At 63.0% G+C, this 19312-nt stretch carries 19 protein-coding genes; 3 read left to right on the top strand and 16 right to left on the bottom strand.

Annotation, left to right across the window (positions count from 1 at the left end; translation table 11 throughout):
* Positions 1-205: 205 nt before the first annotated feature.
* The 11 genes from RVM26_RS17625 to RVM26_RS17575 form a co-directional block, all read right to left on the bottom strand.
* Positions 206-685 (bottom strand): C40 family peptidase, encoded by a 480-nt coding sequence (locus tag RVM26_RS17625; RefSeq protein WP_498939927.1) that lies wholly within the window; start codon positions 683-685, stop codon positions 206-208.
* A gap of 113 nt (positions 686-798) precedes the next feature.
* Positions 799-1428, bottom strand: coding sequence for a histidine phosphatase family protein (locus tag RVM26_RS17620; RefSeq protein ID WP_081193514.1), 630 nt, complete (start codon positions 1426-1428; stop codon positions 799-801).
* Positions 1429-1440: 12 nt separating this feature from the next.
* Complete coding sequence (phnE, locus tag RVM26_RS17615) at positions 1441-2256, bottom strand: phosphonate ABC transporter, permease protein PhnE (protein WP_016915879.1); 816 nt, start codon at positions 2254-2256, stop codon at positions 1441-1443.
* Between the two features lie 34 nt (positions 2257-2290).
* Complete coding sequence (phnE, locus tag RVM26_RS17610) at positions 2291-3118, bottom strand: phosphonate ABC transporter, permease protein PhnE (RefSeq protein ID WP_016915878.1); 828 nt, start codon at positions 3116-3118, stop codon at positions 2291-2293.
* Positions 3115-3999, bottom strand: a complete 885-nt coding sequence (gene phnC / locus RVM26_RS17605) for a phosphonate ABC transporter ATP-binding protein (RefSeq protein ID WP_081138009.1) — start codon at positions 3997-3999, stop codon at positions 3115-3117. Before phnC ends, phnE (RVM26_RS17610) begins: the two co-directional genes overlap by 4 nt.
* 161 nt (positions 4000-4160) lie before the next feature.
* Positions 4161-5141 (bottom strand): phosphate/phosphite/phosphonate ABC transporter substrate-binding protein, encoded by a 981-nt coding sequence (gene phnD, locus RVM26_RS17600; RefSeq protein WP_081138007.1) that lies wholly within the window; start codon positions 5139-5141, stop codon positions 4161-4163.
* 129 nt (positions 5142-5270) lie between these two features.
* A complete protein-coding gene (locus RVM26_RS17595; protein WP_081193512.1) occupies positions 5271-7019 on the bottom strand; it encodes a bifunctional diguanylate cyclase/phosphodiesterase in 1749 nt (582 codons plus the stop codon).
* Positions 7020-7117: 98 nt separating this feature from the next.
* On the bottom strand, positions 7118-9064 hold the full coding sequence (locus tag RVM26_RS17590; RefSeq protein WP_498939924.1) for a metallophosphoesterase family protein: 1947 nt from the start codon (positions 9062-9064) through the stop codon (positions 7118-7120).
* 10 nt (positions 9065-9074) lie between these two features.
* Entirely contained in the window at positions 9075-10445 is a 1371-nt protein-coding gene (locus tag RVM26_RS17585) for a sensor histidine kinase (RefSeq protein WP_498939922.1), read from the bottom strand.
* Positions 10442-11116, bottom strand: coding sequence for a winged helix-turn-helix domain-containing protein (locus RVM26_RS17580; protein ID WP_394425738.1), 675 nt, complete (start codon positions 11114-11116; stop codon positions 10442-10444). Before RVM26_RS17580 ends, RVM26_RS17585 begins: the two co-directional genes overlap by 4 nt.
* A 12-nt stretch (positions 11117-11128) precedes the next feature.
* Positions 11129-11491: a PepSY domain-containing protein gene (locus tag RVM26_RS17575; RefSeq protein WP_081138002.1), complete on the bottom strand. Its 363-nt coding sequence runs from the start codon at positions 11489-11491 to the stop codon at positions 11129-11131.
* Positions 11492-11614: 123 nt separating this feature from the next.
* Here RVM26_RS17575 and RVM26_RS17570 point away from each other — a divergent pair, with 123 nt between their 5' ends.
* Entirely contained in the window at positions 11615-12091 is a 477-nt protein-coding gene (locus RVM26_RS17570; RefSeq protein WP_498939919.1) for a PepSY domain-containing protein, read from the top strand.
* A gap of 81 nt (positions 12092-12172) precedes the next feature.
* Here RVM26_RS17570 and RVM26_RS17565 read toward each other — a convergent pair whose 3' ends face one another.
* Entirely contained in the window at positions 12173-13522 is a 1350-nt protein-coding gene (locus RVM26_RS17565) for a Glu/Leu/Phe/Val family dehydrogenase (RefSeq protein ID WP_498941796.1), read from the bottom strand.
* A gap of 197 nt (positions 13523-13719) precedes the next feature.
* Here RVM26_RS17565 and RVM26_RS17560 point away from each other — a divergent pair, with 197 nt between their 5' ends.
* Complete coding sequence (locus tag RVM26_RS17560; protein WP_016915868.1) at positions 13720-15033, top strand: ferredoxin reductase family protein; 1314 nt, start codon at positions 13720-13722, stop codon at positions 15031-15033.
* 102 nt (positions 15034-15135) lie between these two features.
* Positions 15136-16143 carry a DUF1853 family protein gene (locus RVM26_RS17555; protein ID WP_498939917.1) on the top strand — a complete coding sequence of 336 codons (1008 nt, stop codon included), beginning with the start codon at positions 15136-15138 and terminating at the stop codon, positions 16141-16143.
* Here the strand turns inward: RVM26_RS17555 and proB are convergent.
* The 4 genes from proB to rplU all read right to left on the bottom strand — a co-directional run bounded on the left by proB (position 16116) and on the right by rplU (position 19246).
* The gene (gene proB / locus RVM26_RS17550; protein WP_016915866.1) at positions 16116-17276 is read right to left on the bottom strand and encodes a glutamate 5-kinase; all 1161 of its coding nucleotides are present in this window, start codon (positions 17274-17276) and stop codon (positions 16116-16118) included. The genes RVM26_RS17555 and proB overlap by 28 nt on opposite strands.
* A gap of 40 nt (positions 17277-17316) precedes the next feature.
* Positions 17317-18507, bottom strand: a complete 1191-nt coding sequence (gene cgtA / locus RVM26_RS17545) for an Obg family GTPase CgtA (protein WP_287805221.1) — start codon at positions 18505-18507, stop codon at positions 17317-17319.
* 139 nt (positions 18508-18646) lie between these two features.
* Positions 18647-18904, bottom strand: coding sequence for a 50S ribosomal protein L27 (gene rpmA / locus RVM26_RS17540; protein ID WP_016915864.1), 258 nt, complete (start codon positions 18902-18904; stop codon positions 18647-18649).
* Positions 18905-18934: 30 nt separating this feature from the next.
* The gene (rplU, locus tag RVM26_RS17535) at positions 18935-19246 is read right to left on the bottom strand and encodes a 50S ribosomal protein L21 (RefSeq protein ID WP_016915863.1); all 312 of its coding nucleotides are present in this window, start codon (positions 19244-19246) and stop codon (positions 18935-18937) included.
* Positions 19247-19312: the final 66 nt, after the last annotated feature.

Raw genomic sequence — 19312 nt, 5'->3', positions numbered from 1 at the left:
TGAGGCAAAGACTGCTCCTTTGGGTCATTCAAGGGCGGGCACATGCGTCTCTGCTCTCCTCGTCTAAACAGCGTGAATGTCATGACTTTTCGACATATTAACACCCTATTGACCGGCAGGGTGCTGGCAGCAACAGCGCTCTATCAACGCGCGTGCCGGCATCCGCAAAGGCAGTGTGTGATTCCCGGAGCCTTTCCGGTTGCTGCTAGGGCGCCAATGAAGCCGCGCCCAGAAAACGCTGCTGCCAGTAGTCGATATCCAGCGGAACGCTGACCACGGCACGGCCACTGCCCGGGGCATGGATCATCTGGCGATTACCGCCATAAATGCCCACGTGGGTGGCCTTGCTGCCCTCGCCAAAGAACAGCAGATCGCCTGGGCGGGGGGCATCGACACGAGGCAGAGCGCGGTACTGGCCGTCCGCCGTGCGGGGCACACGCAGCCCGGCAGCGCGGTAGGTCATTTCGACCAAGCCAGAGCAGTCCAGACCATCCGGTGAGTTGCCGCCAAAGCGGTAAGGAATGCCGATGGATTGCTGGGCGTAAGAGAGAATCAGCGCACGCTCCAGTGACATGCCCCCTTGCACGGGCGGCTTGGCGGGGGGAGCCACGTCCTTGCTGGCACAACCGGCCAGCACTAACAGCAGGGCCAGAGACAGGAGAGGATAAACGCGGGCAAACGGCATGGGTCACTCCTGAGAAACCTCGATAGGGTGCCTCTATCATGGCCCAGGTCACGCGTGCCCGCTACTGCCGCTTCATTGGGAGCACATCATTCGGGCATCGACATCAAAACACGTCAGCGCCCGATCCACTCCACGAAGGTGGTTTCGCCCAGCGCATGGCGCTCGTGGCGTAGTCGACTCATGGCGGCGTAAGGCAGGTCCATCACCAGTCCGTGGGTCAGCGGCTGGGCAATCACCTGACGCAGCAGCGCGTTGCAGACGAACAGATGCGCCACCACCAGCACGTGCTTGCCCGGCGGGCGGCTCAGCAGGCGCTGCCACGCTTCACTCACCCGGGCATCCAGCGCCGCCAGGCTTTCCCCTTCCGGCGGCGCTGCCGTGGTGGGATCGTGCCAGAAGGCGTTCATCAGCGCGTGCCCCTCCTCGGCAAACACCTGGTCATGGGTCTTGCCTTCCCAGCGTCCCAGATAGAGCTCGGCCAGGTCATCGTCCACTTGCACGGGCAGGTCGAACTCCTCACCCAACCACAAGGCAAACTCATGGCAACGCACCAGGGGGGAGCTGACGATGGCATCGAATGGCGGCCTGCCATCGACCGTGTGACGCATCACGGCCGCCGTGGCCTGCTGCCAACCGGTTTCGCTGAGGGGGTGGTCGGTGCTGCCGCGCAGCATGCGGCCACCCAGTGGCTCACCGTGGCGCATCAGGTCGATGGTCATGATTTCAGCATCAGGAAAGCGCATGGTATCTCCCGGTCAGATGATGGCGTGGCGCACGCGGGCAGAGACCCACTCGGACACCAGCACGGTGGCAAAGATCAGCACGAAGATGACGCTGACCTGGTTCCAGGCCAGGCTATTGATCGAGGCGTTGAGCTGCAGCCCGATGCCGCCTGCGCCCACCAGCCCCAGCACCGTGGACTCACGAATGTTGATATCCCAGCGGTACACGCTGATACCGGCAAACGCGGGCATCACCTGGGGCAACACGCCGTAGTTCATGACCTGCAGGCGGCTGGCCCCGGTGGCGCTGATGGCCTCGACGGGCGTGGGGTGGATCTCTTCGATGGCTTCATAGAGCAGCTTGCCCACGAACCCAATGGAGCGTAGCGCAATGGCAATGATGCCCGCCAGCACGCCGGGACCGAGAATGGTCACCAGCAGCATCGCCCAGATCAGCGAGTTGATGGAGCGTGACGAAACGATGATGGTCAACGCCAGGCTGCGCACCAGCGGGTGGGGCGTCGTGTTGCGAGCCGCCAGAAAGGCCACCGGGAATGCCATGACGATGCCCAGCGCGGTGCCTAGCGTGGCGATGTTGAGGGTGTCCCACATGGGCTTCCAGAGGACGCTGGCGTACTCCCAGCGGGGCGGCATCATGCGGTTGATCAGGTCACTGCCCTGGCGGCCAGCATCCTCCACGAACACCCACATGGTGTTGTCGGAGATCACTTTCCAGCAGAGCAGGAAAAGGCAGATACCTGCCAGCCAGGCCACATACTGGAGCCACTGGGCACGGGTGGTGCGCCGCTGCCACTGCGGCACGCCTTGAGGGGAACTCGAAACAGGCATGGAAATTTCCTTTACGGGTTAAGACATCGCAGCGCTACTGGGTCCAGCGGCGCACATGGCTGGAGGCGTATTCACTCATCAGCACGATGGCAATGATGATCAGCAGGATCGCCGCCGAGGTGCCGTATTCGTAACGGCTCAGCGAGGTGTTCAGCGTGGCGCCAATGCCCCCCGCGCCGACGATGCCGATCACCGACGATTCACGGAAATTGATGTCCAGACGGTACATGGAGAGCCCGATCAAGCGCGGCATCACCTGCGGCTGCACCGCATGGTTCATGGTTTGCCACCAGCTTGCCCCCGTGGCACGCACGGCTTCGACCTGTTTCCAGTCCAGGTCCTCGATATCTTCTGCCAACAGCTTGGCCATGAAACCGATGGTGGCGAAGGCCAGCGTCAGCATGCCCGCAAACGGCCCGAAGCCGAACATCACCACGAACAGAATGGCGATGATGATCTCCTGAAACGTCCGCGAGATGGCAATGATGGCGCGGCACAGGGTATAGATGGGCAGCGGGGCAATGTTGCGTGCCGCGCCCAGGCCTACCGGGATCGCCAGCAAGACGCCGATCACGGTGGAGGTCAGCGTCATGGTCAGGCTTTCCATCAGCCCGGCGATGATGTCGTTCTGGCGACTGAGGAAATCGGGCTGCAAAAAAGCCCCTAGAAAGTTGAGCGCTCGGCCGGAGCCTTCCGCCACCCGCGCCCAGTTGACCTGCACCGACGACAGCGCCAGCACCAGATACACCACCACACCGATGGCCAGGCCCCAGCGCAGCCGTGGGTTTTCGATCAGCGGCAAACGCCGCCACTGACCCTGGCGCGCAGCTTGCTGGCGCGCCGTGGCGTCTGCCGTGCTCATAGCGCGCCTCCACTGGCGACCTGGGCGAGCGGCCGCGCGTCATGGTGTGCTTTGGCTGCCGACGTGGGCGCTGCCGATGTGGGCGCAAGGGCTACCTGCGATGGCTCATCTTCTTCGTAGGCGGGCTCGGGCGTGGTGTCCCAGTCCTCTTCCCCATAGATGGTGGTGAGGATCTCGCTGGTGAGTTCGCTGGGCTTGCCGTCGAAGACGATTTGTCCGGCACGCAGGCCCACAATGCGGTCGGCAAACTGCTGCGCCAGAGCCACGTCATGAATGTTGATGATGGCAGCCAGCTCGCGCTCGGCGCACAGCTCGCGAATCAGACGCATGATCTGGCGCGAGGTTTTGGGGTCCAGGCTGGCGGTGGGTTCATCCACCAGCAATAACTTGGGGCTTTGCAGCAGTGCGCGGGCGATGCCGACACGCTGGCGCTGGCCACCCGACAGCGCGTCGGCGCGCTTGTCGATGGCATGGGGCAAGCCCACCCGCTCCAACAGGCGAAATGCTTCAGCAACGGCTTCCTGGGGGTAGCGGCGCAAGAAGCTGCGCCAGAAGCCGACATAGCCCAGCTGGCCCGACAGCACGTTTTCCATGACGGTCAGCCGGTCGACCAGGGCATATTCCTGAAAAATCATGCCCATGGAGCGACGTGCGTGACGCAGGCGGCTGCCCGACAGCTTGGTCAGTTCGGTCTCTTCCAGGCGGATACTGCCCTGGCTGGGCTCCACCAGACGATTGACGCAGCGGATCAGGGTACTTTTGCCTGCACCCGATGGCCCAATCAGCGCCATCACCTGGCCTTTGGGCAGCGATAGGTGAATATCGGTCAGCGCGCGGTCGCCCGTCGGGTAACGCTTGCCAACGCCAGTGAGTGTCAACATGGGGAGTGCCTCGTTTGCTTGTCGCTCAAAACGCTTGTGTAGAACATCGATTCAAAGACAATTGATTCAAAAACAGCTTTTTCGAAAACAGCTGACTCGACTCCATAACGCGTCGGCCAGAAGGTTGCCCTCCTGGCCGACAAGGTCACGCAGCGCTGGAATCAATCGCAGTCGTAAGTGACGCCATTGGCATCGGCAATGGTGCGGATGACCGACCAGTGCTCTTCATAGCTGATGGGGATGAACTGCGCTTCGCCAGAGTTCTCGAACTCCGCCTGCAGGGCGGTGCCTTCCCAGTCGTAGCTGAAGAACGCATCCTGGATCTGCTGCTGCAGTTCGGGCGTCAGGTTGTGGGCGGTGCCGTATGCCGTGGTGGGGAAGGTTTCGGAGGTGTAGATCACCTCGTAATCACCCTCGTTGATGACACCCCGTGACAGCATGCGATGGGCAACGGAGTTGGCAATGGCCGCCGCATCGTAATCCTTGTTGATGACGCCCAGGATGGAGTTGTCGTGGGAGCCGGAGAAAGCCGTCTCGAAGTCATCACCGGCTTCCAGACCGTACTCGGAGCGCAGCAGCGCGGACGGTGCGCGGAAGCCCGAGTTGGACGTTTCGGAAGTGAAGGCCAACTGACGACCCTGCAGGTCTTCCATGCCGTCGATACCGCTACCGGGGTAGGTGATGATCTCCATTTCGTAACCGTAGCTGCCATCTTCGGCCGCCATGATGGCGAAGGGACGGAAGCCGCCACAGTTGACCGCTACCGGTACGCCACCGGTGTTGAAGCCAGCCACGTGCAGACGGCCAGCGCGCAGCGCTTCCTGCTGGGCAGCATTCGACTGCACCGGGAAGAACTGAACGCGTTTACCCGTCGCTTCGCTCAGGTGATCCAGGAAACCCGCCCATACGTCGGCGTAGACCGCCGGGTCTTCAACCGGCGTGTAAGCAAAGACCAGCGTGTCCGGATCGACCCACCGAGACTCATCGCTGGGGATATCGGCCACCATGTCGCCATCGTTGTCCACGTAGCGTGAGGAGAGGTCGGCAGCCGCATTCATCGCACTGAAAGCGAAGGCACTGGCAACGGCAGCACTGATCAGGGTGCGCGAGAGTGACACGGTAGAGAGACGAGAGGATTGCATGGATCACCTAGCGGGGTAGTAAGAGGTGGATGTATCCTGACGCCCCAGGATGACAGCGGCGGGTCTGGCGGGTGACAACTTCGTGACGTCTACATGACACCCGCGTGAACGACCTGCCGCTCTGGCGGCTCACTGCCCCACGCAACAGCCACGCCGTTCCACGAACAGGCTGTTCCCGGCAATCTTCTTCGCTTGGTGCTTGAGTTCGGAGAGCTGGCTGGCAATGTCCAAGGCCTTGCAGTGGCCCGGGTCACTGATGGGCTTGACGGCTACCGACACGCTGACGAAAGGGAAAAAGCTGACGCCTCCCTGACGGCTTTCGATGGAAAGCCCGCCTCTCTGGCAGTCCTCTTCCTCGTAGAAACTCGGGGCCATGACCTCGAAGGAGGCCAGAATCTGCTGGCACACGCTCTCCCAGTGCTCCAGCGGTAACAGCATCATGAAGTCGTCGCCACCGATATGCCCGATGAAGCCCCCCGCGCTTTCCACCTGAGCCTGCAACAGCCGCGACAGCGAGATGATCACATGGTCTCCGCGGGCATAACCGTAGGCATCGTTGAACGCCTTGAAGTTATCCAGATCCACGTAGGCAGCGGCAAAGCCATTGCCCTGGCTCAGATAGGCCGTGAGGGTTTCATTGATCAGGATGTTACCGGGCAGCCCGGTGAGTGGATTGGCATGGCGCGCCTGACGCACCTGGATGGCGGTGATCTCGCGCAGCAAATCGACGATATTGCCCATACCCAGATACTGCCCTTCGCCATCGACGATGACGAAGTCCTCCTGTTCGATGTCGCGGCTGTCGGTCAGCTGCTGGCTCAGCGTCTCCAGGGGCATGTCGGCGGCGGCCACCAGCATCTTGCGATCGGCGATGTCCAGCACGCAGCGCTTGGCGTACAGCGAATGGCTATAAGGGTTGGTGAACAGCGTCAGGAACCCGTTGCGCCGCACCACGGCAATGGGCACGCCCTGTTCGATCACGGCCACGCAGCGCAGATGCGGCGTTTCACGAAACCGTTCCGCCAATGTGGGCACTGACACACTGGGCGCCACGGCCTCCACGCTGCGCAGGATGGTATGCGCCGTACGCCCAGCGGGAGTTTTCAATTGCGTGGTGGCGGGCAGCAGCGTATTGAGCTGAACAGGCGGCTGAACGCTGGGACGTGCGAAGTAGAAACCCTGCAACAGCGCCAATCCACGGTCCAGCTCCCACAGGCACAGGTGCTCTGCCGCGGTTTCGACCCCTTCTGCGATGAGCTGGCAGTCGAGGCTTTTGGCGACGTCCAGTATCGAGCGCAGAAACTCCCGCTTGGCGGGCTCCTGATCGATGCCGGAAATGAAATGGCGGTCCAGCTTGACGAAATCCGGGCGCAGCTCCGCCCAGTGACGCAGGCTGGAGTGACCGGCCCCCAGGTCATCCAGGGCCACCTGAAACCCCATGTCGCGGTAGTGGGCCACCGCCTGGCGCATCAGGTCGTAATCGTGGATGGGCACGTGCTCGGTCAGCTCGATCACCACCCGCTCAGGCGGCAGGCCACTCTCCTGAATGAAGCCCAGCGTCAGCCCCTCGCGGAAATCACGCTCGACGATGGTCAGCGGCATGACGTTGAGGAACAGCAGCCCAGGGAGTGCGAGTTCGGCAAAACGGCGAATGGCGAGCCGTCGGCAAAGCAGGTCCAGCTCCACCAGCAGCCCGGCCTGGGTCGCCACATCGAACAGCCTTAGCGGTGAATGCAACGGAGAGGTGCTGGGGCCACGAATCAGCGCTTCGTAGCCATAAATGGCCTGCTGATTGGCATCGACAATGGGCTGAAAAAGTACGTGCAGCTCTTCTGCCGCGATAATCTGGTTAAGCCACTGAGTTTCTTGTGCGGTCATGTGCCTGCTGCCCTGTCAAACGTCAACGATCCCTATGACTTGTCAACTCCATCAGGAAGGTGCCAGGGCAGCAAGCGTGCGTCATTTACATGACATTTTCATGACGAACCATCGGTTGGCGCCTTCATGCCGGGGATGTCCGGCGGCGGAAACACCGCGTCGCCACCGCGGGCATCCAACTGACGAATATCGGTGGGACGACCGTTCTCGTCGAGACTGACCAGGCCTATCCCACTGGCATTCCACAGCCGCTCGCCAGCGCTGGCCTGCTCGGGGTCCCGGGGGTAGATGCTGAGCTTGCGCCGCTGGGTAAACCAGTTGAGCGGCGACAGCGGCGCGTATAGCCAACGATTGAGCCGGTCGAAGGTATCCAGCAGCCGCCGAGGGAAGGTGTTTTTCACGCCGCTGGAAGTGATCTGCCACAGATGCGGGGCCTGCTCCTGCCCGCGTACGACGATGTCGTAGGCAAAGGAGTAGTGCACGTCCCCCGACAGGATCACGTAGTTGCCGGGTGTCCTGGAGTGCCGCCAGATGTGCAGCAGCACGCTGGCGGCACCGCGATGGGCCATCCAGTTTTCGGCATCCACCATCAACGGCTTGCCGGCCAGGGTAAACAGCTTTTGAATGCCCTCGATCAGCTTGACCCCGAACATCGGGGCAGGCGAGACGATCACCGCGCTGGGGGTGCCCAACAGCGCCTGCTGCATCTCCATGAGCGCCTCCCAGTCCATCAGCCCGGAGGGCCGTTTGGGGTTGCGCTCACTGCGCCAGCGGCGCGTACGGGTATCGAGCACGATCAGCGCGGGGGCGCCTGACACCTGAAACTCCCACCCTTGAAAGCGCAGAAGCCGCTCAATCACGCTGTCCTGGGCCTGGGGGTTCAAGATGCCCGACCCATCGAACAACGTGCCGACCTGATGCAGCAGCGGGTTGAGTTTGTCCGGGGCATTGCCCCACCCTTGGCAAAGCAGGTAGGCCACCAGCGCGTTGCCAATGATGCGCCTGGAGAACGGATGCCCATAAGCACAGCGCTCCCAATCGGCGGTCAGGTTCCAGTCATCGGTGACGTCGTGATCGTCGAAGATCATCAGGCTGGGCACGTGGGCCATCAGCCGCGCGCACTGGGGCAGCCCTGCCACGAAGGCATCGATGACCGCCTGTTCGGTACGGTACGCTTCGGCCTCCTGCTCGGCCAGCTCGGGAGGCGTGGGCGCCATGATCTGCCAGGGAGTCGGCGACCAGACCAGACAATACATGGCCAGCATTTCGGCAAGGGTCATCAGGTGGTTCTGGGCGTGCGCCGAGGTGAACACCGGCTTTTTCACCCCGCCGAAGAAACGCTCGCGCAGGGCCGCGTTGCTGGTGACATCCGGCAGCAGCGACTCGCGATGATAATAGGTTTCGGGAGCCGCATAGAGCGCTTGGCTATCGTTCACCGTGGCGCCTTCCAACTGCTCATCGGCCAGCCCCAGCCGGGCGATGAGTGCATGCACGGCGCGCAGGGTGGGGCCTGCCACGTCATCCACGTAGACCTGGTCACCGGTCATCAATAGCCAGGCAGGCCACTCGCCAGGGGCTTCCTGGCGCTCGGCCAGCCAGGCATCGGCACGCACCAGACCATCGGGGCTGTCGTGGTGGGGCTTGCGGCAAGAGCCGTGCATCAGGCGGTGGTGACGCGATGCCAGCACAAAGGCCGGGTAGGCCTGCCCGGCGTGACATAACCACGGTGCCCACTCGGGAAGGCGCTGCCATACGCCCTGGTGGCTCTGTACCTGCAGGTCGTAGGCGATGCGTGTATCGGTGGGCAGTGCCCTGGGCAAGCTCAGGTCGATGCAGTACAGGTAGGCCCGCTCGCCGATGACCACGCATTGGTGATCCTGGCGAGACAGTGGGTAGGTTTGCTGGTCGGAGGTGTCCGGAAACAGAACCAGCTGGAGAGCCAGTGGTCGCGTGGCCACCAGCCACATCACCAGGCGTGACGGCGACAAGCGACGCAGCAGCGGCCCCACCAGTACGTCAGGCAGTGTTTCGGTGACGTCGATCATCGTTGCTCCTTCAGGCCCGCGCGGCCAGCACGGGTAGTTCGATCACCACCTGCAGCCCGCCCGCTTCGGCGCGCTGCAGGCGCATCTGTCCGCCATACAGGGCCACCAGATCGGCCACGATGGCCAGCCCCAGCCCGCTCCCGGAGCGCTGCTCATCCAGCCGTTTGCCGCGCTGCACCGCCGCTTGGCACTCCTCGGCGGTCATGCCGGGGCCGTCATCGCTCACCGTGAGCCTCAATACGCCTTGCTGCGCCTGAAAGCTCACATGCACCGTCTGGCTGGCCCAGCGCAGGGCATTATCGAGTAAATTGCCCACCATCTCCTGCAGGTCCTGGTCGTCCATGTGTACTCGCATCTGGCTATCCACACGCTGCGTCAGGGTGATGTGCCGCCGCTGAGCGAGACGCGCCAGCCCGTTCATCAGCGGCGCCAGGGTAGCCTGCAGGTCAATGGCCGCGAAACGCCCGCTGTCTCCCGCCGCCGAGGCCCGGGCCAGGTGGTGACGCACCGCGTTGTCGATACGCGAAAGCTCTACGTCCCAGGTGGCTCGGCTGTCGCTGGGCAGCTGCTTCACCAGCAGGCGCATGACGCTGAGCGGCGTCTTGAGGGCATGAGCCAGATTACCGGCGGTATAGCGACCGCGCTCGATCAGCCGTTGGTCGCGCGCCAATACAGCGTTCATGGAGCTGGCCAGGGTGGCCAACTCTTGCGGCAGTCGGGTATCCAGTTGCGCTGCCCGTCCCTGCTCCACGTCGCGCAGGTTGGCATTCATACGCCGTAAAGGTGCCAATCCCCAGCGCACCTGGAGCGCCAGCACCCCCAGCAACACTGCACCAAGCCCCAGCAAGCCTAACCACAGCAGACGCTGAAAAGCCTGAATCTCGGCCACCAGAACATCGTCCCGGGCAGCCACGCTAACGTGCAAAGGCGATTCCAGGGGGGCCAGATAGATATCCCGCTCCACCACTCGCAGCTGCTGCCCTCTTGGCCCCGGCACGGTACGCGCCGAGAGCTGTTCGCTGTGGGTCACGGGCAGCCGCTGATCCCATAGCGAGCGCGACGCTACCGTGTGCTGCTCGCTGTCGGTGATTTGCCAATACCAGCCCGAAAACACATGCTCGAAACGGGGATCGCCCAAGCCACGTTCGTAGCGCAGCTGTTCACTCAGGGGGTCGTAGGCGACCCCGGCAATGATCACGTTGAGGGTTGCTTCGAGACGCTCGTCGAACGCGCTCACTGCGGCGCTACGATAGTGATGGGCCAGCAGCCCACCCGCCACCGGCAGGGCCAATAGTACGATCAGCAGCGCTGCCAGCAGCAAGCGCAGATGAATGGAGCGGCTGGCCCAGCGTTGCCGCCAAGGCTGCCCGGCAGCGCTCATGGTGTGTCAGGCTCATCGGCCAGCAGGCGATAGCCTTGGCCGCGCAGGGTGGCAATACGCCAGGCACCCAGCTTGCGTCGCAGGCGGCTGACCTGCACGTCGATGACGTTGGAGTCGGGCTCGTGGTCACGGTCATAGACGTGCTCCGAGAGCTCACTGCGGCTTACTACCCGCGGCGCGGCATGCATGAGATAACTCAGCAGACGGGTTTCCTGGGCGGTCAGGCTGACGGGCCTGCCTGCCAGGGTAACGTGCTGGGTGTGGGTATCCAGGCTCAGCTCGCCTACCCGCAAGACCGGATGGGCGTGGCCATGGGTGCGTCGCACCAGAGCGCGCAGCCGAAACAGTACTTCAGCGGGCTCGAAAGGCTTGGTCACGTAATCATCGGCTCCGGCGGTAAAGCCTGCGGCCTTGTCGGCCCAACGCTCACGAGCGGTCAAGATCAGCACCGGCAGGTCGATGCCATCTTCCCGCCAGGAAGAGAGCCAGCGGGTGCCATCGCCATCCGGCAGGCCAATGTCCAGAATCACCGTATCGTAGGCTTCCGTACGCACCAGAAAGTCGGCTTCCTGACCATTTTCGGCTCGTTCGACGATCCAGTCACCTTCACGCAGGGCCTGGCTCAGCTCACGGGCAAGCGCCTGGTCATCCTCTACCAGCAAACACTTCATCACGCCATCCTTTCAGGGGTTACGCTGCATCTCGCGAATGCGGACACCTTCGATCTTCATCAACTGGCCGCTGTGACCATCGAACTCGAACTCGACCACCTGGCCCTGGGGGCCCAGCATCTTGATCTCATACTCCACCAGCCCGTCGTCCCGGTCGATCTCGATTTCCAGAATATCGCCCATATAGTTGACTTCCAGCCAGTCCAGAATCGTCTCCAGCGGCACCACATCGCCACGCCCTACTTCACCGTGCAGCGCTTGCCAGGGCTGGTCGCCAATGGCGTTACCCATCCAGGCCAGCGCCAGCGCGCAGGCCACCACCCGAAGGCGGAGCCAGGTGCGCAAGGAGCGTAGGAAAGCGGTCGTGGTTTTCATGGTGCCAGCATGCCAAAGTCAACATGAACGGTAGATGAATGACTTTGTCAGCTTCCGGTAAGACCCCAGCTGCTATAACTGTCTCGTCGCTTCAACTGACATATCGTGAAAAAGGAGCTTGTGATGAACGCCATGAAAAAAATGCTGATGATTCCTGCCTCTGCCCTGCTGTTGAGCGCAGCCGCCAGCACCGTGTATGCCGATACCCAACCGGTGGACCGCATCGACGACATTCTGACCTACGCCAGCGATTATGGTTTTACGCACTATGAAGAGATCAGCATCAAGAGCCGTGGACGCGCCGAAGTCGAAGGCTGGCTGGACGATGAGTGGTATGCCGATGTCGAGTTCTCGCTGGATAACGGCGATACCCTGAAGGAAGAGCGCAAGCGTCTGATCACCGGTGCCTGGGGCATGAGCGAAGACGATGTGCGCCAAGCGCTCAATATCGCCAGCCAGGAAGGCATGATGGAGTTCGAGGAGATCGAGATCGACAAGAGCGGCACCATCGACATCGAAGGGCGCGATCAGAACGGTCGTGAGCTGGACATCAAGATGCGTCAGGGTTCGTTCCAGGTCACCGAGATCGACCGCGACTGATACGCGCAAGCCACCTTGCATGGCGGGCCCTGGTGGCCCGCCTTTTTCATGCCATCTTCATGGCGTCATCGACACCGTGGGTTAGCGGCAGTCCTGGCAGTTGCCGCGGGCCATGATGGCCTCGGCAATCCGCTCGATGCCCTGACAGTACGCCGCGTGACGAAACGACACCTGCTCTTGCTCGGCCCGCTTGAGTACCCGGCTTGCCTCGCGCTCCAGCAGGGTATCCAGCCGCTCGTTGACCTGCTCTTCACTCCACTTTTCACCGGCACGATTCTGCAGCCACTCGAAGTAGCTGACCACGACCCCGCCGGTATTGACCAGTACGTCGGGCAGCACGTCCACGTCGCGCTTTTCGAGCGCCCGGTCGGCGTCGCTGGTCAGCGGGCCGTTGGCGATCTCCAGAATGGCGCCTGCCTGCACCTCGGCCACGTTGTCACCATGCACCTGATTCTCCAGCGCGGCCAGCGCCAGCACATCCACCTCCAGCGCCAGCAGCTGCTCGCCACTCAGGGCTTTCCCCTGCTGACTTTTCGACAGCTGGCCGTGGGACTGCTTGTCCTTTTTCAGCGCTTCGATGTCCAGCCCGTCCGCCGCATAGCGGCCTCCACTGGAGTCGGAAACCGCGACCACGCGATACCCTTCGGCGCTGGCCAAACGGGCAAAGTGGTACGCGGCGTTGCCGAAGCCCTGCACCGCCACGGTGGTCTCTTCCGGCGCCCGCTCCCGCTGCGCCGCCCACAGGTCGAGCACCTTGAGCGCGCCACGGCCGGTGGCTTCCACCCGGCCTGGCGAGCCTCCTAGCGGCAGCGGTTTGCCCGTGATGGCGGCTGGCGCCTGGGCACGCAGAATGTGCTCGTACTCATCGATCATCCAGCCCATCACCGTGGCATCGGTATTCACGTCCGGTGCGGGGATGTCGCGGTCGGGCCCCATGATGTCGGCGATGGCGCGGATATAGCCCCGTGCCAGCCGCTCCCGCTCCAGCGACGACAGCGACTTGGCATCCACCTGAACGCCGCCCTTGCCGCCACCGTAGGGCAGGTTGACCACCGCGCACTTCACCGCCATCCAGAAACTCAGCGTGGTGACTTCATGCTGGTTCACGTCCGGGTGGAAGCGAACCCCGCCCTTGGCAGGTCCCAGGCTGGTGTCGTACTGCACGCGCCAGGCCGGAAACGCCTTCAGGCTGCCATCATCCATGCGCACCGGCACGCTGACCTGCAATGAAAGGCTCGGCTGCATCAAACGCGCCTGAGCATCCGGGTGGATTTCCAACGCCTCGAACACGGCCACCAGCCGCGAACGAGCGTCTTCAAACAAGGCAGCCCCGGTATCGGGGGTCAGCTGCTGTGGCGCCTTGGCAGCCGCCGAGGACGCTGTAGAGTCGGACTTGCTCGGCTGGCGTTTCTTCGATTTTCCTTTGCCCATCATGCTGCTCCTGTCGGGTGAATGCTGGCGCTATCGACCATACTGACTCTCGATGGCCCTTCCGTCAGCGTAGCAGCTCCTGCTGCGTTGGCGGCCAGACTTGCGAAATGCTCGGTTTTTCCCACACTTGGACTAGCCACCCACAGGAAGACGGGGCAACACTCGCCATTCGCAAGGACGCATAAGGAGAAGCATTCGTGAACCACGTCATCCGCCAAGCGCTGCTTTGGGTCACTCTCTACATGGTGCTGGCGTTACTGCCGGTGAGCTGGCTGCTGGTGTCGCCGCCAGCTCCACGCAGCGCCTTGGCCGAGGCAGGCGTATTGCTCGGTGCGCTGGCGCTGAGCATCATGGCGCTGCAAGCGCTGATTTCGGGCCGTCACGGCTTTGGTAACCGCGCAGGGTTCGATAACGTGCTGCAGTTTCATCGCCAGCTGGGGATCGGTGCCCTGCTGCTGGTACTGGCGCACCCCACGCTGACATTCATCGCCGAGCCCAGCCTGCTGCACTATCTCGACCCCCGCGAGGACACCCTACGCGCCCTGGCCCTGATGGCCCTGCTGCTGGCCAGCCTGACCCTGGTGGTCACCTCGCTATGGCGCAAGCGGCTGGGGTTGAGTTACGAGACATGGCGACTGCTGCATGGCGGCCTGACCGCTTTCGTGGTCATGGGCGGGCTGGGGCATGCGCTGATGGCTCAGCGCTACACCCAAGGCGTCGTCACCTCGGGCGTCTTTGCCCTGCTGCTCCTGCTGCCGCTAGGGCTGCTGGTGGAAACTCGCCTGCTGCGCCCGTGGCGGCTACGCCGCCAGCCCTGGCGCGTGGTGGATAACCAGCTGGAGCGAGGCGACACCACGACGCTGACGCTGGAGGCAGATGGCCAGCACCAGCTGGACTTCCAGCCCGGGCAGTTTTTCTGGATCACCCTAGGGGATACCCCCTTTACCTTGCAGCAGCACCCTTTTTCCATCGTTTCCAGCGCATCACAGCCGGGCAGGGTGGCCTTCAGTGCCAAGCGGCTGGGGGACTTCACCCGCACCCTGCCCAAGGTCAAGGCCAATACCCGTGCCTTCATCGAAGGGCCTTTCGGCGCTTTTACCCCCAACCCCGATAACCCTCATGGCATCGTGATGCTGGCGGGCGGTATCGGTATCACCCCGTTCATCAGCATGCTGCGCAGCTTTCGTGACACGGGCAACGCCCCCCCGATCTGGCTGATCTATGCCAACCCGACCTGGCAGGAAGCCACCTTCCGTGAGCACCTGGAAACGCTTAGCAACGAGCTGCCGCTGGAGGTGATTCACGTGCTATCCGACCCGCACGAAGGGTGGCAGGGCGAAACCGGCTATGTGGACGAGGCACTGATCGAACGTGTCTTGCCGGACCTGGACCCGCGGACCGACTGTTACATTTGCGGCCCCGACCCGATGATGGATAGCGCCGAACGCGGGCTGATTGCCCACGGCATCCCGCCGACGCACATTTTTTCCGATCGCTTCGACATCGTCTGAGAGAGGTTCGCATGCTGCACCACTACGCCCGCCACCTGGGCACTGCCACGCTGGTCGTGTTGATTGCCCTGACGCTGCTGGCCTTCTGGCTACGTTGATGGCATGAGCGACGGCTGCCTGGAAGGCGTCTGGCCCCACTCGCCGCAGCGGCTGCTGCGCGACATGCTGTGGCTGCTGGCAACCCCGGACCTGGTGACGCTGGCCGAGCATCTGGCTGGCCGCCCCACCCCCGCCGAGCTGGGCCTGGCCAGCGCCGCACAGCGTCACGCCTGGCTGGCCCGCCATGCGGACCATTTTCGGCAGGATGAGTCTCCACAAGCGGCTGGAAGGACAAGGCGTTTACCGCCTCAGCGCATGGGGCATTACCATGAACGGCTGTGGCATCTGCTGCTGGACAGCGCGCCCAACACTCGCCTGCTGGGCCACAACGTACGCATTACCCAGCGCCGCCTGACGCTGGGCGAGCTGGATATTCTCTACCGTACTCGGCAGAACCCGGCGCCCATGCACCTGGAGGTGGCCATCAAGTTTTATCTGGGGTTGCCCGAAGGGCCTGGAGGGCAGACGAGCCAGAGCCGTTGGGTCGGCCCCGGAGGGTTGGATAGTCTGGCGCTGAAGTGCCAGCACCTGCGCCAGCATCAGCTGCCGCTGTCGTGTACGCCACCTGCGCGACACTTGCTGCGCCACTGGCTCGCCCCCCGCGACAGCGGCGAAATCCTGCCCGCCTTGCAGCCCCGAGTGGCCATGCCCGGCGTCTTGTTCTACCCATGGCACGCAACCCTGCCACCGCCGGACGGGGCAACGCCTGACCACCGGCGCGGGCTGTGGTGCTACAGGAAGGATTGGCCAGCACTGGCAGAGAGCTACGCCGACGCACCCAGCATGGCCTGGCTGGAAAAGCCCCACTGGCTGGCGCCGCCGCTGCCGGAAGCCTTCGATGCACTGGCGCTACAAACGGCCAGCGTGATGGCGCTGATCGACCGCTACGGGCCTCAGCAGGTGATGCTCAGCCACCCGGCTCACCCTCCGTTGCGGGTGATGATCGTGCCGGACGGCTGGCCACAGCAAATACCGCTGCCGCCTTACACCACCACCAGATTATCGCGATGAATCAGCTCGTGGGCTTCCACGTAACCAAGGATGGCTTCGATCTGGTGGCTTGGCTGGCCCGCCAACTGGCGTGCCTCATCGGCACCGTAGTTGACCAGCCCCTTGGCGACCCGTGCGCCCTGTTCGTCCACGCACAACACCATGTCGCCGCGTCTGAAGCTGCCCTGTACGTCCCGCACGCCCACGGCCAGCAGGCTGGACCCTTTGCCGCGCAGCACGTTGACCGCACCGGCATCCAGCACCAGCGTACCGCGTACCTGTAGCTGCCCTGCCAGCCAGCGCTTGCGGGCCGCCATGGGCGCCTGGTCCGGGCGCAGCAGCGTGCCCAGCGGTTCGCCCTGCACGATACGGGTGATCACCTCGGGCTGACGGCCGCTGGCAATCACCGTTACCGCGCCGGAACGCGCCGCCAGCTGCGCGGCACGCACCTTGGTGCTCATGCCCCCTCGGCCCAGCGCACCGCCGCTGCCTGCCACGGCGGCCAGCCGTGGGTCATCGGCACGGCCTTCGGCTATCAGTTGCGCGTCAGGATGATGGCGCGGGTCGGCATCGAACAGGCCCTCCTGATCGGTGAGCAGCAACAGCGCATCGGCTTCCAGCAGGTTCGCCACCAGCGCGCCCAGGGTATCGTTATCGCCAAAGCGGATCTCGTCGGTGACGACGGTATCGTTTTCGTTGATCACCGGCACCACGCGCATCTCGACCAAGGTACGCAGCGCCGACAGCGCGTTCAAATAGCGCTTGCGGTTGGAGAGGTCGTCGTGGGTGAGCAGAATTTGCGCGGTGAGCATGCCGTGGCGAGCAAAGTGCTGCTCGTAGCACTGGGTGAGCCCGTTCTGCCCCACGGCCGCCGCCGCCTGCAGTTCATGCACGGCGCTGGGGCGTGCCTGCCACCCCAGGCGGACCATGCCTGCCGCCACGGCTCCCGAAGAGACCAGCACCACTTCGATACCCTGCTGGTGCAGGGCAGCAATTTGATCCACCCAACCACCAATGGCCGCTTCGTCCAGCCCACGGCCATCGTTGGTGAGCAGCGCGCTGCCAATCTTGACCACTATCCGGCGGGCGCTACTCAGCGCCTCACGGCCCGGCAACTGCTCGTTGTGTTCCACGTCGCGACTCTCCCACGCCATATGCGCTCACGCGATTCATCCTGGTCGGCACGCCTGCCGTTTACGGGGCGTACTCTACTTCGACATCGTAATCATCGTCGTCGAAATCGTCATCGTCTTCTTCGTCATCGCGCTTGCGGCGACGGCCAAGTCGCGCTTCGGTACGGGCCACCGACTCCTCTTCCATGCGGCGACGCATCTCCTGCTCGCGGGCATGGGCCTCTTCGTCTTCGTTTTCCAGACGCTGCTGCTCGGTGAGCCAGCGGTACGCCGCCTGCACCAGCTTGTCGGTGCCTTCGCTGCTGATCGCCGAAATACGGAACACCGGGCCTTCCCAGTTCAACGCATCGATGATCGCCTGGGCCCGCGCTTCGCGCTCCTCTTCCGGCAGCAGGTCGAACTTGTTCAGCACCAGCCAGCGCGGCCGCTCGGAGAGCGCCGGTGAGAACTGGCCCAGTTCGTGCACGATGGCCTTGGCAGCGTCGACCGGATCAGACTCGTCAAACGGCGCCACATCGACCACGTGGAACAGCAGCCGCGTACGGGTCAGGTGCTTCAGAAAACGCAGCCCCAGGCCTGCGCCGTCGGAGGCGCCTTCGATCAGTCCCGGAACGTCGGCCATCACGAAGTGCTCGTGCATGCCCAGCTTCACCACGCCCAGGTTCGGCACCAGCGTGGTGAACGGGTAGTTGGCCACTTTGGGCTTGGCCGCAGAGACCGAACGAATCAGCGTCGACTTACCGGCGTTGGGCATGCCCAGCAAGCCCACATCCGCCATCACTTTCATTTCCAGGCGCAGGTTACGACGGTCGCCTTCGGTGCCCGGCGTGGTGCGGCGCGGTGCGCGGTTGGTAGAGGATTTGAAGTGAATGTTACCCAGGCCACGACGACCACCGGCCGCCACCAGCACGACCTGCCCGATCTCGGTCACATCGGCGATCACTTCGAGGGTGTCCTCGTCGATCACGGTGGTGCCCACCGGCACCTTGACGTGCAGGTCTTCACCGGCCTTGCCGCTCATCTGGCGGCCCATGCCGCCCTGCCCATTTTCAGCTTTGTAGAAGCGCTGAAACTTGAAATCAATCAAGGTGTTGAGCGAGTCATCACCAATCAGGTAAACGCTGCCACCGTGGCCGCCATCACCACCATCGGGGCCACCCTTGGGCACATATTTCTCGCGGCGAAAGCTCAGACAGCCATTGCCGCCTTTACCTGCCTCAACAATGATCGAGGCTTCATCGACGAACTGCATTGGATTCTCCCGGCCGCTTCCGCCGCCCTGACTGCATCACCCTGTTCCCGGTACGGGCAAAAGGGCTTGAAAAGACAAAAAAGCCCCGCCATGGCGGGGCTTTTCTTTCGTCATCTTCGCACTGCGCAACCTGAGTTGCTTAGGCAGAAACGATGCTGACGAATTTACGGTTTTTCGGACCTTTGGTCTCGAACTTGACGACACCGTCGTTCAGAGCGAACAGCGTGTGGTCACGGCCCAGGCCAACGCCAGTGCCAGCGTGGAAGCGCGTGCCGCGCTGACGCACGATGATGTTACCGGCGGTTGCCGCTTGGCCACCGTACAGTTTCACACCCAGGCGCTTAGATTCGGAATCGCGACCGTTACGCGTGGAGCCGGCTGCCTTTTTATGTGCCATTGCAAAATCCTCCTAAAGGGAAGTGACTGCTTACGCAGAAATTCCGGTAATTTTGACTTCAGTGAACCACTGGCGGTGGCCCTGACGCTTCATGTGGTGCTTCCGGCGGCGGAACTTGATGATGGTGACTTTGTCGCCACGGCCGTGGGAAACGATTTCGGCGGAAACTTTGGCACCGCTGATGAAAGGTGCGCCAATGTTCACGTCGTCGCCGTCTGCAACCAACAGCACTTCATCGAATTCAATCGTTTCGCCGGTCGCGACTTCGATTTTTTCGAGCTTGAGGGTCTGACCTTCTTGAACGCGGTACTGTTTGCCACCGCTTTTGATAACTGCGTACATGTCGCTCTCCGGACTTGTCGTTAATGCCAGTTACGCCCCGCGTAACCAACGCTCATCGCCTTCCGC

The sequence above is a fragment of the Halomonas sp. KM072 genome (assembly GCF_050710315.1).
In the GTDB taxonomy this organism is placed as follows: Bacteria; Pseudomonadota; Gammaproteobacteria; order Pseudomonadales; family Halomonadaceae; genus Vreelandella; species Vreelandella hamiltonii.
Note: the sequence above shows the minus strand (reverse complement) of the source record. Positions and strands in the feature narration are given on the sequence as shown.